At 68.2% G+C, this 20,719-nt stretch carries 18 protein-coding genes; 10 read left to right on the top strand and 8 right to left on the bottom strand.

Annotated elements, in window-relative coordinates; all coding sequences use genetic code 11:
- Positions 1-8: 8 nt before the first annotated feature.
- Genes A9J21_RS03495 through cobC form a run of 6 tightly spaced genes read left to right on the top strand, consistent with a single transcriptional unit; the run spans position 9 to position 4,953 of the window.
- On the top strand, positions 9-1,016 hold the full coding sequence (locus tag A9J21_RS03495) for an iron ABC transporter permease (protein WP_066731961.1): 1,008 nt from the start codon (positions 9-11) through the stop codon (positions 1,014-1,016).
- Entirely contained in the window at positions 1,013-1,840 is an 828-nt protein-coding gene (locus A9J21_RS03490) for an ABC transporter ATP-binding protein (protein WP_066731960.1), read from the top strand. The genes A9J21_RS03495 and A9J21_RS03490 overlap by 4 nt, the downstream gene beginning before the upstream one ends.
- Positions 1,837-2,472 (top strand): cob(I)yrinic acid a,c-diamide adenosyltransferase, encoded by a 636-nt coding sequence (cobO, locus tag A9J21_RS03485; RefSeq protein ID WP_066731959.1) that lies wholly within the window; start codon positions 1,837-1,839, stop codon positions 2,470-2,472. Before A9J21_RS03490 ends, cobO begins: the two co-directional genes overlap by 4 nt.
- A gap of 59 nt (positions 2,473-2,531) precedes the next feature.
- On the top strand, positions 2,532-3,596 hold the full coding sequence (gene cobT / locus A9J21_RS03480) for a nicotinate-nucleotide--dimethylbenzimidazole phosphoribosyltransferase (protein ID WP_066731956.1): 1,065 nt from the start codon (positions 2,532-2,534) through the stop codon (positions 3,594-3,596).
- A gap of 14 nt (positions 3,597-3,610) precedes the next feature.
- On the top strand, positions 3,611-4,387 hold the full coding sequence (locus A9J21_RS03475; protein ID WP_066731955.1) for an adenosylcobinamide-GDP ribazoletransferase: 777 nt from the start codon (positions 3,611-3,613) through the stop codon (positions 4,385-4,387).
- Entirely contained in the window at positions 4,372-4,953 is a 582-nt protein-coding gene (gene cobC / locus A9J21_RS03470; RefSeq protein ID WP_066731954.1) for an alpha-ribazole phosphatase family protein, read from the top strand. The genes A9J21_RS03475 and cobC overlap by 16 nt, the downstream gene beginning before the upstream one ends.
- Positions 4,954-5,057: 104 nt before the next feature.
- Here the strand turns inward: cobC and A9J21_RS03465 are convergent, their stop codons facing one another.
- Genes A9J21_RS03465 through cobU form a run of 4 tightly spaced genes read right to left on the bottom strand, consistent with a single transcriptional unit; the run spans position 5,058 to position 8,711 of the window.
- Positions 5,058-5,951: a cobalamin-binding protein gene (locus tag A9J21_RS03465; protein ID WP_066732482.1), complete on the bottom strand. Its 894-nt coding sequence runs from the start codon at positions 5,949-5,951 to the stop codon at positions 5,058-5,060.
- Between the two features lie 8 nt (positions 5,952-5,959).
- Positions 5,960-6,988, bottom strand: coding sequence for a threonine-phosphate decarboxylase CobD (gene cobD, locus A9J21_RS03460; protein ID WP_066732483.1), 1,029 nt, complete (start codon positions 6,986-6,988; stop codon positions 5,960-5,962).
- Positions 6,985-7,974 (bottom strand): CobD/CbiB family cobalamin biosynthesis protein, encoded by a 990-nt coding sequence (locus A9J21_RS03455; RefSeq protein WP_066731953.1) that lies wholly within the window; start codon positions 7,972-7,974, stop codon positions 6,985-6,987. The genes cobD and A9J21_RS03455 overlap by 4 nt, the downstream gene beginning before the upstream one ends.
- Positions 7,971-8,711, bottom strand: a complete 741-nt coding sequence (gene cobU / locus A9J21_RS03450; RefSeq protein WP_082926222.1) for a bifunctional adenosylcobinamide kinase/adenosylcobinamide-phosphate guanylyltransferase — start codon at positions 8,709-8,711, stop codon at positions 7,971-7,973. The genes A9J21_RS03455 and cobU overlap by 4 nt, the downstream gene beginning before the upstream one ends.
- 170 nt (positions 8,712-8,881) lie before the next feature.
- Between cobU and A9J21_RS03445 the strand changes: the two genes are divergently transcribed.
- Entirely contained in the window at positions 8,882-10,384 is a 1,503-nt protein-coding gene (locus A9J21_RS03445) for a cobyric acid synthase (RefSeq protein ID WP_156545664.1), read from the top strand.
- Here the strand turns inward: A9J21_RS03445 and A9J21_RS03440 are convergent.
- Positions 10,359-10,913 (bottom strand): GNAT family N-acetyltransferase, encoded by a 555-nt coding sequence (locus A9J21_RS03440; protein WP_066731949.1) that lies wholly within the window; start codon positions 10,911-10,913, stop codon positions 10,359-10,361. The two genes, A9J21_RS03445 and A9J21_RS03440, sit on opposite strands and share 26 nt — an antisense overlap.
- Positions 10,914-11,089: 176 nt before the next feature.
- Between A9J21_RS03440 and A9J21_RS03435 the strand changes: the two genes are divergently transcribed.
- Positions 11,090-12,277 carry a PepSY domain-containing protein gene (locus A9J21_RS03435; RefSeq protein WP_066731946.1) on the top strand — a complete coding sequence of 396 codons (1,188 nt, stop codon included), beginning with the start codon at positions 11,090-11,092 and terminating at the stop codon, positions 12,275-12,277.
- Between the two features lie 68 nt (positions 12,278-12,345).
- Here A9J21_RS03435 and panC read toward each other — a convergent pair whose 3' ends face one another.
- From panC to A9J21_RS03420, 3 genes are all read right to left on the bottom strand, one after another.
- Positions 12,346-13,188, bottom strand: coding sequence for a pantoate--beta-alanine ligase (panC, locus tag A9J21_RS03430; RefSeq protein WP_066731944.1), 843 nt, complete (start codon positions 13,186-13,188; stop codon positions 12,346-12,348).
- Positions 13,189-13,344: 156 nt separating this feature from the next.
- The gene (locus A9J21_RS03425; protein ID WP_066731933.1) at positions 13,345-14,253 is read right to left on the bottom strand and encodes a ScpA family protein; all 909 of its coding nucleotides are present in this window, start codon (positions 14,251-14,253) and stop codon (positions 13,345-13,347) included.
- A gap of 28 nt (positions 14,254-14,281) precedes the next feature.
- Positions 14,282-14,473 (bottom strand): DUF3460 family protein, encoded by a 192-nt coding sequence (locus A9J21_RS03420; RefSeq protein ID WP_066731922.1) that lies wholly within the window; start codon positions 14,471-14,473, stop codon positions 14,282-14,284.
- 260 nt (positions 14,474-14,733) lie between these two features.
- On the opposite strand from A9J21_RS03420, the gene A9J21_RS03415 reads away from it, so the two are divergent.
- Both A9J21_RS03415 and A9J21_RS03410 read left to right on the top strand, forming a co-directional pair.
- Entirely contained in the window at positions 14,734-16,530 is a 1,797-nt protein-coding gene (locus A9J21_RS03415; protein ID WP_066731920.1) for an autotransporter assembly complex family protein, read from the top strand.
- On the top strand, positions 16,530-20,669 hold the full coding sequence (locus tag A9J21_RS03410; RefSeq protein WP_066731918.1) for a translocation/assembly module TamB domain-containing protein: 4,140 nt from the start codon (positions 16,530-16,532) through the stop codon (positions 20,667-20,669). The genes A9J21_RS03415 and A9J21_RS03410 overlap by 1 nt, the downstream gene beginning before the upstream one ends.
- Positions 20,670-20,719: the final 50 nt, after the last annotated feature.

The raw sequence follows: 20,719 nt of genomic DNA, 5'->3' as shown, positions 1-20,719 counted from the left end.
GTCACGTCATGACAGAGCTGCGCCGCGCGCTGACCGTCTGGACCGTCCTGGCCTTGGCCGGGGCGGCGGTGTTCGCCCTGTCGCTGGCCGCCGGCAGCGTCGCGCTGGACGGCGCGCAGGTCTGGCAGGCGCTGACCGGCGCCGATACCGGCACGGCCGGCGCCATCGTGCGCGAACTGCGGTTGCCGCGCGCGGCGGCCGCGTTTGCCTGCGGCGGCCTGCTGGCGCTGTCTGGCGCGCTGATGCAGGTGCTGCTGCGCAATCCGCTGGCCGAGCCCTATGTGCTGGGCGTATCCGGCGGGGCGTCCACGGGCGCGCTGCTGGCGATGCTGCTGTCGCTGCCGCTGTGGGTGGTGCAGACCGGTGCGGCGGGCGGCGCGCTCTGTTCGATGTTGCTGGTAGCCACGCTGGCGCGGCGCGACCTGCTGCATCCGCAAGTGCAGGGCGGCCATCACGAGGCCGGCGCACGGCTGCTGCTGACGGGCGTGATCCTGGCGGCCGGCTGGGGCGCGCTGATCACGCTGATCCTCGCCATCGCCCCTGAATCCCGGCTGCGCGGCATGCTGTTCTGGCTGACCGGCGACCTGAGCGGCACGGCCAGCTACGGCTGGGCCCTGGCCACGCTGATGGTGGCGCTGGGGCTGGCGATGCCGCTGGCGCGCGCGCTGAACGTGATGCTGCTCGGTGAAACCGTGGCGCAATCGCTGGGCGTGCGCGTGGGTCGCGTGCGGCTGGCTACCTTCCTGATTGCTTCGTTTGCCATTGCCGCCGCCATCACCACGGCGGGTTCCATCGGCTTTGTCGGGCTGGTGGTGCCGCATATGGTGCGGCTCGCGTGGGGCAACGACCAGCGCCAGCTGCTGCCCGCGTCGGTGCTGCTGGGCGGCACGCTGCTGATGGCGGCGGACCTGATCGCCCGCACCGTGATCGCGCCGGCGCAATTGCCGGTGGGTGTCATCACGGCGCTGCTGGGCGTGCCGACCTTCCTCTACCTGTTGCTGCGGAGGCCGCGATGAGCGAGACAAGCCCGACGCGCCCGTGGTTCGAACCGCTGGCCCCGTGCCCGGTCCTGTCGCTGCGCGGCGTGCGCCTGCGCGCGGGCCGGCGCGTGCTGGTGGATGGCTTGTCGCTGTCCATCGAGGCGGGCCAGCTCTGGTGCATCGTCGGCCCCAACGGCGTGGGCAAGTCGACGCTGATGGGCGTGCTGGCCGGCCTGCGCGCACCCGATGGCGGGGCCGTGGACATCGATGGCATGGCCGCCATGCAGGTTGCGCCGGCCACGCTGGCACGCCAGCGTGCCTACCTGCCGCAAGCCGTGCACGACACGTTTTCGATGGCTGTGGAGGATGCGGTGCGCATCGGCCGCCATCCGCACATGAGCGGCTGGGGCTGGGGCAAGCGCGACGACGACCGTGTGGTGCGCGATGTGATGGCCCAGTGCGATCTCGACACGCTGGCCGCGCGCGACGTGCTGACCCTGTCCGGCGGCGAGCGCCAGCGGGTGTCGCTGGCCGCCGTGCTGGCGCAGCAGGCGCCGCTGCTGCTGCTGGACGAACCGGTCTCGCACCTGGACCTGCGCCACCAGATCCTGGTGCTCGACCTGCTGCGCCGCCTGACCAGTGCCGGCCGCCACGCCGCCGTGGTGATCCTGCACGACCTCACACTTGCGCGCCGCCATGCCACCCATGCCTTGCTGATGTCTGAAGACGGCGTCGCGCTGCATGGTCCGGCGCCCGAAGTCCTGACCCCCGCGCAGTGCTCGCGAGCGCTGCGTACCCCGATTATCAGTATCAGCGACGGCACGCACACCGCGCTGATCCCCGATGGAAAGACACCATGAGCGATACCGGACACGCCAGCCCGACCGACGACGACGGCCGCGACGAGCGCCACAAGAACCGCATGGTTCGCAAGAAGGAAGTGGTCGATGCCAAGATTGCCGCAGCCCAGACCGAGCGCGGCGTGATCGTCATCACCACCGGCAACGGCAAGGGCAAGTCAAGCTCGGGCTTCGGCATGGTGGTGCGCGCGATGGGGCACGGCATGCGCACGGGCGTGGTCCAGTTCATCAAGGGCGCCATCCCGAGCGGCGAGGAAATGTTCCTGCGCCGCTTTCCGGACCAATGCGAATTCCACGTGATGGGCGAGGGCTACACGTGGGAAACCCAGGACCGTGCACGCGACGTGGCAAAGGCCGAGGCCGCGTGGGAGGTGGCGCGCGGCATGCTGCGCGACCCGTCCATCGGACTGGTGCTGTTCGATGAACTGAACATCGCGCTGAAGTTGCACTATCTTGATGTCGAGACCGTGATAGCCGATCTGCAGGCGCGTCCCGCGATGCAGCACGTGGTGATCACGGGCCGTGGCGCGCCGCTTGCGCTGGTGGAAGCCGCCGACACGGTGACCGACATGACGCCGGTCAAACACGCGTTCCAGCAAGGCATCAAGGCGCAACGTGGCGTAGAAATGTAGGACGACACCGGCAAGCCGATTCGCCTTGCTGGCGTTCTCCAAGGATTCGTAAAAGATTGATGACCCATATTTCCGACTTTGCGCTGACCCTGCCGCCGATCGCGCCGCTTGATGAATCGCTGCGTGGCGCGCTGCAGGCCGCTATCGACGACAAGACCAAGCCGCCCGGGTCGCTGGGCCGGCTTGAATCGCTGGCCCTGCAGATCGGGCTGATCCGTGGCGAGACCGTGCCCGAGCTGAACCGGCCCGCCATCATCGTGTTCGCGGGCGACCATGGCGTGGCCGATGCCGGTGTCAGTGCCTTTCCGGCCGAAGTCACCGCGCAGATGGTGCTGAACTTCCTGAACGGCGGGGCGGCCATCAACGTGTTCACGCGCCTGCACGGGATGGCACTCGAAGTGGTCGATGTGGGCGTGCGTGCGCCGCTGCCGGCGTCGCCGGGGCTGGTGAATGGCCGTATCGCCAATGGCACGCGCAATTTCGTCGAGCAGCCGGCCATGACCCCGGCCGAGGCCGGCGCAGCGATCAACACCGGTATCGCACGCGTGCTGCGCCATGCGCAACAGGGCACCAACGTGATCGGCTTTGGCGAGATGGGCATTGCCAATACCTCGGCGGCGGCGTGCGTGATGAGCCGCCTGACCGGCCTGCCGCTGGAAGCCTGCACGGGACGCGGCACGGGGCTGGACGACGCTGGCGTGGCGCGCAAGCGCGAGGTCCTGACGCAGGCGCTGGCGCGGCATCCGGATGCCACCGATCCGCTCGACGTGCTCGCCACGTTCGGCGGCTTCGAGATCGCGGCGATGACAGGCGCCTATCTGGCTGCGGCCGCCAGCCGCATGGTGATCCTGGTGGATGGCTTTATCGCCTCGGCGGCGCTGCTGGTGGCCGCGCGCATCGATCCGGCCGTGCTTCAGTACTGCGTGTTCTCGCATTGCTCGCATGAACAGGGCCACCGCGCGCTGCTGGCCGAATTCAAGGCAGAACCGCTGCTGGCGCTGGACCTGCGCCTGGGCGAGGGCACGGGTGCCGCACTGGCCTGGCCGCTGGTGGCGTCCGCCGTCGCGTTCCTGCGCGAGATGGCGACATTCAGCGGCGCCGGCATCAGCAACGCTTCCGCGTAGATCCCCGCAGCGCCATGGCTGACGAACTCCGCTACTTCCTGACCGCCGTAGGCTATTTCACACGCGTGCCGATGCCCCAGCGGCTGGCGGTCTGGGTGGGGTTTGCGCCGCACTACCTGAACGCTGCGGCGCGCTATTTCCCGGCTGTAGGCCTGATGGTGGGCGTGGCCGGGGCGCTGGTGACGGGCATCGCATGGCAGCTCTGGTCGCCGTCGGTGGCGATCGTGCTGGGCATGGCCGCCACGCTGCTGCTGACGGGTGCGTTCCACGAGGATGGGCTGGCCGATTGCGTGGATGCCTTCGGCGGCGGCTACCGGCCCGAGGACGTGCTGACGATCATGCACGATTCCCGCGTGGGCGCATTCGGTGCCATTGCCATCGTGGTGGCGCTGCTGCTGAAGTGGCAACTGCTGGTGTCCGTGGGAGAAGTCCACGGCGGCATGATGCTGCTGGCGGTGCTGGTTGCCGGCCACGGCGCCAGCCGCGCCATGGCGATCACGTTCCTGGCCACGCACGACTACGTGCGCCACGAAGGCAAGGCCAAGCCGGTGGCGCAGCGGCTGGAGACCCGCAGCCTGGTGTTCGCGCTGGCGTGCGGCGTGCTGCCGCTGCTATGGATCTCGCCGTGGTTCGCCATCGTGACCGTGCTGGTGCTGGCCGGGCTGCGTGCCGCGCTGGGCGCCTATTTCGTGCGGCGCATCGGCGGCTATACCGGCGATTGCCTGGGCATGGCGCAACAGCTTGCCGAGCTGTCGATCTACCTGGTGGCCGCGGCATGGAAGTTCTACTAATTCGCCACGCACGGCCCGAGGTGGCGGTGGGCATCTGCTATGGCAGCCTCGACCTGGCGCTGACGACGCCGGTGACGCCAGACCCGGCGCGGGTGGTTGCCGGCCTGGCACTGCCGCATCGCATCGTGACCAGCCCCGCGCTGCGCGCCCGCGACACCGCCGCGCAACTGATCGCCTGCATGCCGGACCTGCCGGCCGCCGATATAGAGCCGCGCCTGCGCGAGATGGATTTTGGTACGTGGGAAGGGCAGCCCTGGGCCGAGATTCCGCGCGATGCACTGGATCTGTGGGCGGCCGACCTGATGGGTGCCTGCCCCCACGGCGGCGAAACCCCGGCTCAGGTCATGGCGCGCGTGGCCGAGTGGGCCGATGCGCTCGATGCCGGCTCTGGCGCGCGGCTATGGGTGGTGACGCACGCCGGGCCGATGCGCATGCTGGCCGCGCACTGGCTGGGCATCACGCTGGCGCAGACGCTGCACTGGTCGCTCGGCTTCGGCGCCACCTGCAAGTTCACCCTGGGTGATGGCGCGCCCAGGCTGGGGTGGTGGAATCGCGTGACGGGCTGATCGACGGCACGCCCTCTCCCTCAGCCGGTCTCCCGCGCAGCGGGAGAGGGAGGCATCCCAGCGGAACAGCCATTCCCTTCCGGTGATCTGCCGTCTCAGGCTGATCACTTCCCCCGCCGCGACCGCGCGAGATCGAGATCCTTGCAGATTTCCGCCGCGCCGTTCACCACGCGCGGGCCCGCACGGTTGACCAGGTCGCCGTCGATGATGAACAGGTTGTTGCGCGCCACGGCGGTGACCTGCTTCCACTTTTCCCACATCGCAAAGTCCGCCAGCGGCTTGTCAGGGCGCGTGGCGCCCATGCCCGCCGTCAGCATGACCTCCGGGTTGCCAGCCACCACTGCCTCGACCGACACGGTGGGCACCAGCGGGGTCTCCTTCGCGAACAGGTTGCGGCCGCCGCACATTGTCAGCAGGTCGCTGACCAGGTGCTGGCCGTTCAGCGTCATCAGCGGCTGTTGCCACACCTGATAGAACACCGTCACGGGCGGGCGATCGGCATAGGTCTTGCGCAGCGACGACACCTGCTGGCGGAAGTCGGCGGCAGCACGGGTGGCAACGGCCTCGGTGCCCATCAACGTGCCGAGCTTTTCAAGATTTTCCGCGATGGACTCCAGGCGGCGCGGCTCGCTGTAGAACAGCGGCATGCCCAGCGCGCGCAGGCGGTCGGTCTGTTTCTGCGCGTTGCCGTGACGCCAGACCACGATCAGGTCGGGCTTGAGCGCGGCAATGCGCTCCAGGTCCAGGGCCTTGTTGTCGCCCACGCGCGGAATGTCGCGCGCCTGCGGCGGGTAGTCGCTGTAGCTGACCGTGCCGACGATGCGATCGCCGCCGCCAGCCGCGTAGATCAGTTCGGTCACATGCGGTGCCAGCGAGACGATGCGCCGCGCGGGCTGGGCCAGCGTGACGGTCTGGCCGGCGTCGTCGGTAACGGTGACGGCAGCGTGGACACAGGGGCTGGCGAGCAGCGCCGCGGCGAGCAGGAAGGTGGCCTTCATCGGAATCATCAGAGGGTGGAATGCGGTACGGCAGCCAGTGCGGTGGTCAATGCCGCATCAAGCCGCTGCCACGCGGCATCGTTGTCTGGCGGCAGGCCCAGGCGCAGGCTGGCCGGACAGCCGCCTGCGGCGTCGAACAGGCGCGTCCAGACGCCTTGCTGTGCCAGCGCATCGTGCAGCGCGGGGGCATGGACTTCGGGCACCCAGCTGAACAGCGGCTGCGATACCGGCGCAAGCCCATGGTCGCGTAGCAGTATCGCCAGTCGTTGCCCCTGCCGATGCAGGGCCGTGCGGGTGGCTGCCTGCCAGGTGGTGTCGGCCAGCACCAGCCGCGCCACGGCCCGGGCGGGCCCGGAGACCGTCCAGTGTCCAAGCCGGTGTGACAGTGCATCGAGCAGATCGGGCGCGGCCAGCACGAAGCCACAGCGCATGCCCGCCAGCCCGTAGAACTTGCCGATCGACCGCAACACCACCAGCCCCGGCAAGCCGGTGTGCGCGGCCAGCGACGCCGCCGTGGTGCCGTCGAGAAACGCTTCGTCGACGATCAGCGTCGTCAGTCTTGCATGCCAGCGGAGCAACTGCCCGGCGGAGAGCAGCCGTGCGGTCGGATTGTTCGGATTGACGACGACCAGATGGTCGAGCCCGGCAGGCAAGTCGTCGCGCGCGAAATCGCGCTCGTCGAGCGGTACCACCGTGTGCCCGGCCAGCGCGAAGGCGGGCGCATATTCGCTGTAGCCCAGCGCGGCAATGCCCACGCGCCCCGGGCGCAACAACGTGGGCAGCGTGCGGATGGCCGCCTGCGAGCCGGCCACGGGCAACGCGTGCGGCGCACCGTAGGCCTGCGCGGCAATTTCCGCCAGGCCGTCGTCGTCCTGCGGCAACCGCTGCCAGGCGTCGGCGGGCAGCGCGGGGACCGGATAGCCCGCCGGATTGATGCCGGTGGACAGGTCGAGCCAGTCTTCCGCCGCGCGGCCGTAGCGGCGCACGGCCGCCAGCAGGTTGCCGCCGTGGCGGATCGGCACCGGGCTGCTGCTCATGCTGCCCCCCATTTCGAGGGCGATCCCGAGACCCACATCGACAGCAGCGGCACGCTCAGCATCGCCAAGCCGAGCCACAGCCACAGCGTGCGTTGCACGAGCCGCAGGCACGCGTGGACGTGTGCGGCGCGTGGTGCGTCGCCGATGCCCAGCGGCGGGCGTTCTTCCCACTCGCCGTGGTAGCGCGCGCCGCCGCCCAGTGCCACGCCCACCGCGCCGGCGCCGGCGGCCATCACGGGGCCGGCGTTCGGGCTCGACCAGCCTGGAGCCTGCGTGCGCCAGCACCGCATCGCCTGCGCGGTAGCGCCCAGCAGTGCGTACGACAGCGCGGTCAGCCGCGCCGGCACCAGGTTCAGCACATCGTCGATACGGGCCGCGGCCCAGCCGAACATTTCCCAGCGCGGCGTGCGGTATCCCCACATGGCATCGAGCGTATTTGCCAGCCGGAACATGATCACGGCTGGCGCGCCGCCGACCAGGAACCAGAACAGCGCGCCGAAGATGGCATCGTTGCCGTTTTCCAGCGCCGATTCGCAGGCGGCGCGCGCCAGTGCCTCGGCATCGGCGTCGGCCGTGTCGCGCGACACGATGCGGGCCGTCAGCGTGCGCGCGGCGGGCAGGTCATTGCGCGATAGCGCATCGGCAATCGGTGCGATGTGTTGCGTCAGGCTGCAGGCGCCCAGCGCGAAGTAGAGCGCCGCCGCGTGCAGCGCCCAGGCCAGCAGCGGATGGACATCGGCCGCCAGTGCCACCAGCCAGGCGGCCAGCGCGGCAGGGCCGAGCACCACCAGCGACCACGCGGCCAGGCCGGCCACGCGCTGGCGCACGGCACTGCGTTCGGGACGATTGAGACGGTTGGCGACGGCCGACGCGACGCGGCCAAACCCGATCAGCGGGTGCCAGCGGCGCGGCTCGCCAAGCCAGCGGTCCAGCAGCACGCCGGCAAGTGCGGCCGCCACGCAGGCTGGCCAGGACAGCATGATCATCGTGTGTGGCTGCCGCGTGCCTGGGACGGAGCGGGGTCCTTGATCGATACCGGGATGCCGGCGACCAGCAGTCGCACGCGATCCGCGGCGGCGGCCAGCTTCTGGTTCAGGCGGCCCAGTTCGTCGACGTAGAAGCGCGTGATGGCGCCCATCGGCACCACGCCGAAGCCAATTTCGTTCGACACCAGGATCACATGGCCGGGCAGCATTGGCAGCGCCGTCATCAGCGCGTCGATTTCCTCGGTAAAGGCCGGAGGCGGGGTGATGACGCCGTGTTCCGGATAATCGCGGTGTTCACCGAAGACGAGGTTGTTGAGCCACAGCGTCATGCAATCCACCAGGATGCAGCCGTCGTGGCGTGCATGGGCGTAGAGCGCATCGGCCAGATGGACCGGCTCTTCCACCAGCGTCCAGTCGCCCGGCCGGCGGGCGCGATGCAGCGCGATGCGGACTTCCATTTCCTGGTCGGCCTGTTCGGCATCGTGCCGGGCCGTGGCAATGTAGGTGACCGGGCCACGCGTCAGCGCCGCATGATCGGTGGCCAGCTGCTCGGCAAAATGGCTTTTGCCCGAACGCGCGCCCCCCAGCACCAGCGTCAGTTCGCGCGGCGCGGCGGTGCCGGCCTGCGGTTGCGCGGCGGCTTCGGTCGCCGGATCGGCGTCCGTGGCCGCGCCTGCCGAAGCCGGCTCGGACGTGGCCGAGAGATTGAGCGCCTGAGGCGGGGCGTGGGTCTTCATCCCGCGTATTGTAGCCGTCGCATCCCCCGGCCGCATGCATGGATCTTGCAGAGCCATGCCCGGCGGGCCGCGTGCTGTTGCCCCGGCGCTGCTGCCATAATCGCGCGATGCGAAACGATCCTTCTGCCAACCCCTTTCCGTTTGCGGCACGTGCCCTGCGCGGCACCCTGATGGTCCAGGGCACCACGTCCGATGCGGGCAAGAGTACCGTCGTGGCCGGCCTGTGCCGCATCCTGGCGCGCGCGGGCGTGGCCGTGGCCCCGTTCAAGCCGCAGAACATGGCGCTGAACAGTGCGGTTACCGTCGACGGGGGCGAAATCGGGCGCGCCCAGGCGCTGCAGGCCCAGGCGGCAGGCCTGGCGCCCCATACCGACATGAATCCGGTGCTGCTCAAGCCCAGCAGCGACATTGGCGCCCAGGTCATCATCCATGGCCGGGCGCGCATGGACCTGGATGCGCGGGCCTATCACGCCTACAAGCCGCAGGCGATGGCGGCCGTGCTGGAAAGCCACGAACGTCTGAAACAGGCGTACGGCGTGGTGCTGGTGGAAGGCGCGGGCAGCCCCGCCGAGGTGAACCTGCGCGACCGCGATATCGCCAACATGGGCTTTGCCGAGCGCGTGGACTGCCCGGTGGTACTGGTGGCCGATATCGATCGCGGCGGCGTGTTCGCGCACCTGGTGGGCACGCTCGACTGCCTGTCCGAATCCGAGCGTGCGCGCGTGAAGGGTTTCATCATCAACCGTTTTCGCGGCGATATCGCGCTGCTGCAGCCGGGCCTGGACTGGCTGGTGGCGCGCACCGGCAAGCCGGTGTTCGGCGTGCTGCCGTACCTGCACGGGCTGCATCTCGATGCCGAGGACGCCATCGCCAGCGCGCAGGTGGCCAGCCATGACGGCGATGTGCTGCGCGTGATCGTGCCGGTGCTGCCGCGCATTTCAAACCATACCGATTTCGACGCGCTGCGGGCGCACCCGAACGTCGACCTGCAGTTTATTGGCCCCGGCATGCCGATTCCTCCGGCAGACCTGGTGATCCTGCCCGGCAGCAAGAGCGTGCGCGCAGACCTGGCCTTCCTGCGCGCCAACGGCTGGCGCCAGGCGCTGCAGCGGCACCTGCGCTACGGCGGCAAGCTGATGGGCATCTGCGGCGGCATGCAGATGCTGGGGCGTTGCATCCACGATCCCGACGGCCGGGAAGGGCCGGCCGGCACCAGCGATGGGCTGGGCCTGCTCGATTTCGAGACCACGCTGGCGCCCGAGAAGCAATTGCGGCGGGTGTCCGGCAGGCTCGAAGCGGAGGCGGGGGGGGCGGTGGTCCAGGGGTACGAGATCCATCTGGGCGTGACGCACGGGCCGGCGCTGGCGCGCCCCGCGCTGTGGCTGGATTGGGCGGAAGGTTCGGCGGACGCGGGCCGCGCGCCCAGGCCGGACGGCGCCGTGTCAGATGACAACCAGGTGCTGGCTACCTATGTGCACGGTCTGTTCGACCATCCTGAAGCCTGCGGCGCGCTGCTGCGCTGGGCCGGGCTGGAGCGCGCCGAGGGGGTGCATCTGGATGCGCTGCGCGAGGCATCGATCGACCGGCTGGCCGGCAGCATGGCCGAGCATCTCGACCTGCGGGCGATGTTCGCGCCGCTGGTGGCCGCTACGGACCCGGCGCCAGCAGGCTGACCAGTGCGTCGACGTCGTCCCAGCTCACGCGGCGGATGGCGACCATGAGGTCGGTGCCGGGAAACGGATCGTTGAAGCTGTCGGATTCCACGCCGCCCAGGCGCCGGTAGAACTCGCGCGCCTGTGTGTTGCCGTCCAGCACGTAAAGAAACAACGGCTTACCGGGCCACTGGCTGGCGACACGCGTGGCGCAATGCGCCATCAGCGTCTTGCCGTAGCCGCGTCCATGAAACGCCTGCATCACATGGAGATTGTCCAGGTAGATGCCATACCCCGGCTCGGCCAACGGCATCAGGCACGAGAAGCCAGCCGGCTGCCCGTTCACGCGCAGGATGGTGGCTTCCAGCGGTGCCTCGGCGCCTTCCAGCATGCGGGCACGCCAGGTGGCCAGCCGTTCGGCCGGGGCATAGGTTTCCAGATAGTCGGCCGGAATCAGGCCACCATAGGCGTCGCGCCAGCTGTCGGCATGCATGGCGGCTAGCAGGTCGGCGTCGGCCGGGGTGGCGGGAACCAGTTCAATCAGAGGCATGGGCGGGGCAGGGCGGCACTGGATGGGCGCAAGGGAATGACGCGTCCACGATCTTAGCGGCACGCTGCTAGAATCGCGAATTCTTCGCATTTGCATTTGGGCGTTGCCGCACAGATAGGCCGTGAAAGGCACACAAAATGTGAATCGAGCGCCGCAATTTCATAAAAAAGACTCCAATGGTCTCCGGTCGTCTGCGTACCGTCCTCGTCAAGCTGCACCTTTATATCGGGCTGGTTTTCGGCCTGCTGTTCATCATGATGAGCCTGACCGGCACATTGATCTCGTGGCGCGACGACATCGACAAGTGGCTCAATCCAGACTTGTTGCAGGGGGTGTCGGCCACGCGCATCCCGGTGGGCGCGGCTACCGTGGAATCGGTCACGGCCAAGCTGATGGCAGATCCGAAGTACGGCAAGCCCAACCTGCTGATGCTGCCGATCGACGAGCACGACGTGTTCATCGCCTACTACCCGATCAAGGGGCCGGAGGCGATGCCCGGGCGCTCGCGGCAGGTCATGATCGACCCGATCACGCTGGCCGTGAAGGGCGAGCGCCTGTTTGGCGTGCCGGGGGTGTCGCGCCAGCAGATCATGCCGACGCTATTCCACCTGCATCGCTACCTGCTGTCCGGCGACACGGGCAAGACCATCATCGGCGTGACCGGGATGGTGCTGTTCCTCACGGTGCTGCTCGGCGTGGTGCTGTGGTGGCCCAAGATGAAGGTGCGGGCGCTGAAGCAGTCGGTGCGGATCACGCATGGCGGCTCGTGGTCGCGCTTTTTCTACACCTTCCATCGCGCGGGCGGCATCTTTGTGGCGCCAGTGCTGGCCACCATCGCGTTTTCGGGCTGGTATCTGAACCTGCCGAAATGGGTGACACCGATCATCAGCACGGTCATGACCGTGAGCCCGCAGGTGAAGCACCAGTCCGATACGCCGCCGGCCGGCGCCCACGCGATCACGCCGGCCCAGGCCATGACGGCCGCGCAGCAGCAGTTCCCGGGAGCGCAGGTCACGCGCATCAGCCTGCCGCGCAAGCCGGGCGATGCCTACGAGGTGCGGTTGCGTCAGGAGGGCGAACTGCAGGCAGACAGCGGCGCCACGCGGCTGTGGCTCGACGCCTACACCGGCCGCCCGCTGGGCGCGCGGGATCCGCGCGATGCCCAGTCCGGCGACGCCTTTATCCTGTGGCTGTTCCCGCTGCATACGGGCGAGGCGTTCGGTACCTACGGACGCGCGTTCATTACCGCGTTCGGCCTGATGCCGCTGGCATTTGCCGTGACTGGCGTGCTGATCTGGTGGAAACGCCGCAGCGGCCACAAGCGCCATCTGGAGCGGGAAAAAGCCCGGCTGAAGCGGGCTTAGGCATGTGAGGCGGGGGTTTGCTCCCCTCTACTGCATGTGGGAGAGGGGCGCAAGCACTCGGAGAATCTTCAGATTTCCAGGTTGTCGATCAGGCGCGTATTGCCGAGCTTGGCCGCAGTCAGTACCACCAGCGGCTCGCCGGCGGCGAATTCCTCGCGCGTCGGGGCCTGCAGGTTGCTGCGCTTGCGGATCGACACATAGTCGGGATTCCACCCGCGTGCCTGCAGCCGGCCCAGTGCGTCGGCCTCCACGGCCAGCAGATCGACGTTGCCGTTGCCCAGCACGGTGTCGCGCACCTCGTGCAGCGTCTTGTACAGGACCGGCGCTTCCTTGCGCTCGGCTTCGCCCAGGTAACGGTTGCGCGACGACAGCGCCAGGCCGTCTTCGTCCCGCACGGTTTCGGCCGGGATGATGTCCACGGGCAGCGCGAACTGCTGCGCCATGCGCCGTACGATCATCAGCTGCTGGTAGTCCTTCTTGCCGAACACGGCCACGCGCGGCTGCACGCAGCAGAACAGCTTCATCACCACCGTGCACACGCCCTTGAAGAAGCCCGGGCGGAACTCGCCTTCGAGGATGTCGCCCAGGTCGTGCGGCGGCTCCACGCGGTATTCCTGCGGCACCGGGTACATGTCCGACTCGGTCGGCGCGAACAGCACGTAAACGCCTTCGCTCTGCAGCTTTTCCACGTCATCCTGCAGCGTGCGGGGGTACTTGTCGAAATCCTCGTTCGGGCCGAACTGCAGGCGGTTGACGAAGATCGACGCCACCACGGGGTCGCCATGCTGGCGCGCCAGGCGCATCAGCGACAGGTGGCCTTCATGCAGGTTGCCCATGGTGGGGACGAACGCCACGCGGTTCTGACCGCGCAACTGGTCCCGCAACTCCTGGATGGAAGGAATGACTTTCATGAATGTGGTGTGCCGTCGTGGTTGGAGCGTGCCGCTGCGTAGCAGCTGGCGTGCCGGCTCTCTGGGTATGCTTTGGCCGACTGTCGGCGGATTGTAGAGCATCTGCGCCGGTTCGGGCCCGGCGCCCGCGGGGAATTGTTCCGCCGGGTGGAAGGATCAGGCCGGCGTGTACGCCAATCGCACATAAATCGGTGCGAATGGCTCTGCCTGGGTGATCTCGACCAGTGCCTCGCGCGACAGCTCGAGCATGGCGATGAAGTTCACCACCACCACCGGCACGCCCTTGCCGGAGCGGATCGCGTCCTCGAACAGCTCGCTGAATTCCATGAAGCGGGCGTGCTGCAGGCGGCGCAGGATCTGGCTCATATGCTCGCGCACGGACAGTTCCTCGCGCGAGATCTTGTGGTGCTGGTTCAGCTTGGCGCGCTTGAGCACGTCGGCCCAGGCGGACTGCAGGTCCACCGTTTCCACATCGGGAAAACGCTGCACCAGGCTCTGTTCGATATAGACCTGCGAACGCAGGAAGTCGCGGCCCAGCTGCGGCACGGTGTCCAGGCGCTGGGCGGCCAGTTTCATCTGCTCGTATTCCAGCAGGCGGCGCACCAGTTCGGCACGCGGATCCTCGGCCTCTTCGTCGCTGTCGGCCTTCTTGACCGGCAGCAACATGCGCGACTTGATCTCGATAAGCATCGCCGCCATCAGCAGGTACTCGGCCGCCAGTTCCAGGTTGGTCTGGCGGATCTGGTCGACGTACGAAAGATACTGACGCGTCACCTGGGCCATCGGAATGTCCAGGACGTTGAAGTTCTGCTTGCGGATCAGGTACAGCAGCAGGTCAAGCGGGCCTTCGAAGGCCTCCAGGAAGACTTCCAGCGCATCGGGCGGGATGTACAGGTCCTGCGGCAGCTTGAACAGGGGCTCGCCATACAGGCGGGCGAACGCCATCCCGTCGACCATATCGGCCGGATTGGCGCTGGCGCCGACAGGCTGCGCCACGCTGGGCAGCTCGACGGGCAGCGTCAGTTTTTCCTGCGCGCCGGGGTCCAGCGGATCGCTCGGATGCATCGGGATGGTCGTCGGAACGGCCGGCCGATCAGTTGTCGGACGAGTAGACGTACGGCTTCTGGGCCACGCGCGAGGCGTTGGCACGGGCGCGTTCTTCAAGGTCGATCGGGGTCTTGTCCCACAGCAGGCCGCGGCCTTCGCGCTGCTCCGCTTCCAGCGACGGGCGCTCCTGCTTGAGCGTCTTCAGGAACTGGGTGATATCCGATTCGTACATGGCCATGATGAAACCTGTGCCCTCTGGGCGGCGTTGGGGGTGACGGGGCAAGATTTTACCGTATCGGCAAGCCCCGCTGCCGGCGCGGGTGCCGGAAACCTGAATTTTGGCGTCGGGATGGCCTTGCGGCCCCAGTGGTGTGGTCAAATAGCGACTTGATTCGGGAGCCACAAGGACGGATGACGACTGCTTTGGGCCGCTTGGCCGCACAGCCCGCCCCAGCCAAGGCGCCAGGCACCCGCGGCGGTGCCCGCCGGTTTTCGCGCATGGCAGCCACCCGCGTCGCCCCCCATGCCGCAGCGCTGGCCGTCGCCCTGATGCTGCTGGTGGCCCCCTGGCTGCCCGCCCATGCCGCCAAGGCCCAGTACAAGGTCGAGATCGACGCGCCCAAGGGGCTCAAGGACATTCTCGAAGAGCATCTCGACCTGTCGCGCTACACCACGCGCACCGATATTTCCGACGACCAGTTCCAGTACATGGTGGAGACCGTGGGCGACCAGGTGCGCCAGTTCGCTTCCACTGAAGGCTGGTTCGACCCGGTCACCAAGGCCACCGTGGAAGGCGAAGGCGACCATCGCGTGGTCCATATCAGCGTGGACCCTGGCGCCCGCACCGTGATCAGGCGCGTGGATGTCGATGTAAGTGGCCCGGCCGCCACTCAATCGCCCGAGCAGGTGGAGCAGATGCGCAAGAAGTGGGGCCTGCCCGTGGGCAATCCATTCCGGCAGGCCGACTGGGACAAGGCCAAGGAAGACGCGCTGGTGCAGCTGCAGAGCAAGAGCTACTACGGCGCGCGGCTGGCGTCGTCGCAGGCGCGCATCGAACCCGACGAACAGGCGGCCGACCTGCGCGCCAAATACGAAAGCGGCCCGGCCTATGTGCTCGGGCCCCTTGAGATCGAGGGCACGCGCCGCTACCCGGCCCAGATCATCCGCAACGTGAATCCGCTGAGCGAGGGCGAGCCCTACCGCGTGGAACGGCTGCTGGAGTTCCAGCGCGCCATCCAGAACCAGCCGTATTTCTCGAACGTGCAGGTGGAATTGCAGGAGCCGCCCGCCGCCACGTCGGCCGAGGCCGCGGCGCAGCAGCAGACCGTAACGGCGCCGGTCAAGGTGAAGGTACGCGAATATCCCACGCACCGGCTCAGTTCCGGCGTCGGCTTCACCACCGATACCGGCGCGCAGGTGGAAGGCCGCTATTCGTACTACAACCTGTTCAACCGCGCCTGGGTGCTCGACACGCAGGCCCGGATCGAACAGAAGCGCCAGTACGGGTTTGTGGAAATGGCGATGCCGCCAGATCCGCACACCTACCGTAACAGTGTCTATACCAGCTACGAACGCCTGATCGACGTCGAGAGCACCGACACGAAGAGCTGGCGCGCGGGCCTGAAGCGCTCGCGTTCGCGCGAAAAGTACGACACCACGGTGTCGCTGGACTTCTACTACGACGTGCTGACGCCATACGGCGAGGCGTCGCAATATTCGAAGGCGCTGGTGCCGGCTTTCGCGTGGACGCGCCGCGACGTGGACAACCCCGTGTTCCCGCGCCGGGGCAACGTGATCAACACCCAGATCGGCGTGGCGGCCAAGGGCCTGCTCAGCGACGCCACGTTCCTGCGCGTGTACGGCCGGATCCGCCAGTACGTGCCGGTGGGCAACCGCGACCTGTTTGTGGCGCGGCTGGAGCTGGGCGCCGACATGACGTCGAACGATCCGTCGCTGATTCCGGCCACGCTGCGCTTCCGCGCGGGCGGTACCGATTCGATCCGTGGCTACAGCTACCAGTCGATCGGCACGCCGTCCGGCCAGAGCGTGCTGCCCGCGCGTTACCTGGGCACGGGCAGCCTGGAGTACCAGTACTGGTTCAAGCCCGAATGGGGCGCGGCGGTGTTCTGGGACATGGGTACCGCCACCAATAACCTGAACGGCATCACGATCTACCACGGCGTGGGCGTGGGCGCGCGCTGGCGCAGCCCGGTGGGGCCGGTGCAACTTGACGTCGGCTACGGCATCCAGCAGAAGCAGTTCCGCCCGCATATCTCGCTGGGGGTGGCGTTCTGATGAGCATGCCGGACATGCCGCCCGTGCCGCGCGAGGATCGCGACAAGCCCCGCCAGCCCCGCCGTCCGCGCCGCCGGATCTGGAAGGTGCTGGCCTGGCTGGCGGGCATCCTGCTGGTAGTGGTGATCGCGCTGGTCGCCACCGCCGTGACGGCGCTGCGCACCGAGACCGGCACGCGCCATCTCTGGAACATCGCCACGCGGCTGTCCGCGGGGATGCTCGCCGGCCAGTTCGATGGCGGCACCGTGACCAGCGGGCTGCGGCTGCACGATGTGGTGTTCGCCAGCGGCGATACGCGCGTCGCCATCGACCGGATCGATACGAAGTGGGAAATATCGTGGTCGCCCGCGCGGCTGCATGTGGCATGGCTCAAGCTGGGCAAGATCGACGCACGCCTGCCCGCTTCCGCACCGAGCACCGAGCCTGCGAAGATGCCGCAGTCGCTGGAGCTGCCGCTGGCCGTCGACGTGGATACGCTGACCGTCAGCGAACTGTCGCTGCTGCAGGGGCCGGCGGCCACGTCGAGCCCGCTGGTGCTGTCGGACCTCTCGGGCGCGCTGCACAGCGACGGCCAGCGCCATCGCGTGGTCGTGGACAAGCTTGTCACGCCGTACGGCAAGCTGCAGGCCAATGCGCAGATCGGCGGCAAGACGCCGTTCCCGTTGTCGGCCGAAGCGCTGCTGGAGGGCCGGTGGAAGGAAGAGGCCTATGCGGTGTCCGCCACCGCCAACGGATCGCTGGCAGAACTGCGGGCCGAGCTGGAAGCCAATGGCGACCGCATCCGGGCGCGCGGCAATGCCGACGTGACGCCGTTCGGCAAGGTGCCGTTCACGCACCTGGTTGTCGATGGCGAACGCATCAATCCGCGCCTGTTCAGCCCGACCGCGCCACAGGCCAACCTGACCGTCCATGCGGAGCTGCGCCCGGTGGAATCGGTGCCGCCTCCGCCAGAGGTTGCAAAGCCCAAGCCCGGCGAATCGACCGCCAGCGCAGTGGCCGCCGCATCGGCCGCGTCGGCGTCGGCGCCCGTGCCCACGCCGGCCGCCCCCACGAAGAACCCGCTGGCCGTGGCGGGCGAAGTCACCCTCCGCAACCTGGAGCCCGGCCCGATCGACAAGGAACGCCTGCCCGTGCATGCCGTACAGGCGCGCGTCGAACTGAGCGAACTGACGCAGACGCTGCGCGATGTGCGGATTACCCTGCCGGGCCGGGCCGCGATCGTCGGCCAGGGCACGCTGCGCGAAGGGCGTGGCGGGTTCGATCTCGATGTCCGGCATCTCGACGCCGCCGCGCTGCATACGGGCATGGTGGCTACGAACCTGTCCGGCCCGGTGATCCTGCGCCTGGAGCCCGGCCGCCAGAGCGTGGCGCTGGACGTGGCGGGCGGCGAGATCAAGCTGTTCGCCGACGCCCGGATCGATGAAGACGCGGTCACGCTGACAGCGCTGCGCGCGGGCCTGGGCAGCGGCACGCTGACCGCGGACGGCAAGCTCGGGCTGAAGGACCAGCAAGCCTTCGACTTCAAGGGCAAGCTGGCCAACTTCGACCCGGCGCGGCTGGCCAAGGTGGCGCCGGGGCGGATCAACGCCGAGTTCTCGACCAAGGGCTCGCTGGCGAAAGTGCTACGCGTGGCGCTCGATTTCGCGCTGGGCGAGAGCGAATATGCGGGATTGCCGATGACCGGCAACGGCAAGGTGCGCCTGGAAGGCGAGCGGCTGCTGCCGAGCCAGGCGTCACTGCTGATGGCCGGCAACCAGGTGAACCTGAACGGCAGCTTTGGCGCTCGCGGAGACAGCCTGAAGGTCAACATCGACGCGCCGCAGCTGGATCGCCTGAAGTTCGGCGTCGGCGGCCACGCCAAGTTGGATGCCGTGGTCACCGGCACGCTGAAGAAGCCCGAGGTGGTGGGCGACTACAGCGCCCAATCTCTGGTTGTGGGGCCGCACAAGGTTGCCAGCGCCAACGGCCATGTGGAACTGCGTGGCGGGCTGGACGGCACGCTGTCGGCGCAACTGGCTGCGCGCGATTACCACGGGCCGCAGGCCACGATCCGCACCCTCGATGCCAACCTGAGCGGCACGCAGGCCAGCCACACCTTCGACGCCAAGGCTGCCGGCACGATGCATGAACGCCCGCTGCAGCTGTCGCTGTCGGGGCAGGGTGCCTGGCGCGGCGACCAGGGCTGGACCGGCACGATCCGCACGCTTGACGAGCGGGGCACGGCCAACGTCAGGCTCGTCTCGCCCACCCAGCTGATGGTGGCGGATCGCCATATCCGGCTGGGCCAGACGCGGCTGCAGTTCGACCGCGCGACCATGAGCATCGAAGGCTTCGAATTCGATCATGGCCGTATCCGCACGCAGGGCAATTTCAATGGCGTGGAAGTGGGCAACATCATCAAGCTGATGGAGACGTTCACCGGGGAATCGCAGCCGGTGCGCTCGGACCTGGTGCTCGATGGCGGCTGGAACCTGAACCTTGCCGAGACCGCCAGCGGGTTTGCCGAAATCCGGCGGCGCAGCGGCGATGCGTCGGTCAATGCGGGACGGGGCTGGACCACGCTGGGCCTGGGCGAGACCGCGCTGCGGGCGGACTTCAGCGGCAATCGCGTGACGCTGCGCGGCGGCTCCACATCGCAACGGATCGGCAAGGTGGCCGTCGATGCGTCGGCGGGGCTGGTCAGCGAACAGGGCCTGCTGACCGTGGGTCCGGGGTCGACGCTCGGCGGCACGGTCACTGCCGACATCCCGCGCCTGAAATCGCTGGAGGCGCTCAGTGGTCCGCAATACGCGCTCGAAGGCAAGCTGGCGGCGGCCCTGCAGCTGGCCGGCACGGTGGGCAGCCCGCTGCTGACGGGCGCCATCGACGGCAGCGGCATCGGCATCACGCTCTATGACCTGGGCATCCGGCTGACCGATGGCGAGGTTCACGTGGTGCTGGACCAGAACACCGTGGAACTGAAGCAGGTGCGGTTCCGTGGCGGCGACGGCACGCTGACGGCCACCGGCGCGGTGAAGCTGGGCGAGACCGATCCGAACCTGACCGGCCGCATCGTCGCGGACAAGCTGCAGCTGTTTGCCAGCCCCGAGCGTACGCTGATCGTGTCCGGCGAGGCTGGCATCGCCAACGAGAACAAGCTGATCGCCATTCGTGGCAAGTTCCGCGTGGATCGTGGCCTGTTCGACCTGCCCAAGGCCAGCGCGCCGGTGCTGGGCGACGATGTGGTGGTGGTGCGCCGCAAGGACGAGCGCGAACTGAAGACCGCCGCCACGCCGGTGGTGCCCGAATCCAAGCCGGCCAGCCGTTTCAGCCCGCTGATCGACGTGACGATCGACCTGGGCGACAGCTTCCGCTTCCGCGGGGCTGGCGCCGATATCCTGCTGGCCGGCCAGCTTGGCATCAAGAGCGAACCGCTGGCGCCGATGCGCGCAACGGGCACCGTGCGCGTGGTGGAGGGCACTTACGAGGCCTTTGGCCGCAAGCTCGACATCGACCGGGGCACGATCAACTTCAACGGCCCGGTGGACAACCCGAACATGTTTATCCGCGCCCTGCGCCGCAACCAGGAGGTGGAGGCTGGCGTGGAAGTCACGGGCACGGTGCGGCTGCCGCGCGTGCGGCTGGTGTCGGAGCCGAACGTGCCGGACGAGGACAAGCTGTCGTGGCTGATGTTTGGCTACGGCGCCGAAAGTGCCGGGTCCAGCCAGCAGCGCCAGCTTAGTGGCGGCGCGATTGGTGGCGCGGCGCTGGGCATGATCGGTGGCAAGGCCGGCAAGAGCGTGGTGTCGCATTTCGGTATCGACGAATTCTCGATCGGCCCCAGCACGGCCGGCCTGAACGACCAGCAGGTGGTGAGCATCGGCAAGGCGGTGTCCGACCAGATTTCGGTCGGCTACGAGCAAAGCCTGACGTCGGCGTCGAACGTGGTGAAACTGACCTGGGCGTTCTCGCGGCGCTGGTCGCTGATTGCCAAGGGCGGATCGATCAACGGCCTTTCGGTGCTGTTCAACCGCCGGTTCAACAATTGGGATACGCTGTTTGCCGGCGATTCGGGCCGGCGCAGGAATGCCGCGGCCGACGCCACCGTGGAAGGCGCCAGCGCACCCGTCGGCGATCCCGTCGAAGCCATCAAACGATGAAGCCAATCCTTGCGAGGCTTGCAATGCCACCCTTCAACCACGCGTCTCGC

It is taken from the genome of Cupriavidus sp. D384 (genome assembly GCF_001652915.1).
Classification (GTDB): Bacteria; Pseudomonadota; Gammaproteobacteria; order Burkholderiales; family Burkholderiaceae; genus Cupriavidus.
Note: the sequence above shows the minus strand (reverse complement) of the source record. Positions and strands in the feature narration are given on the sequence as shown.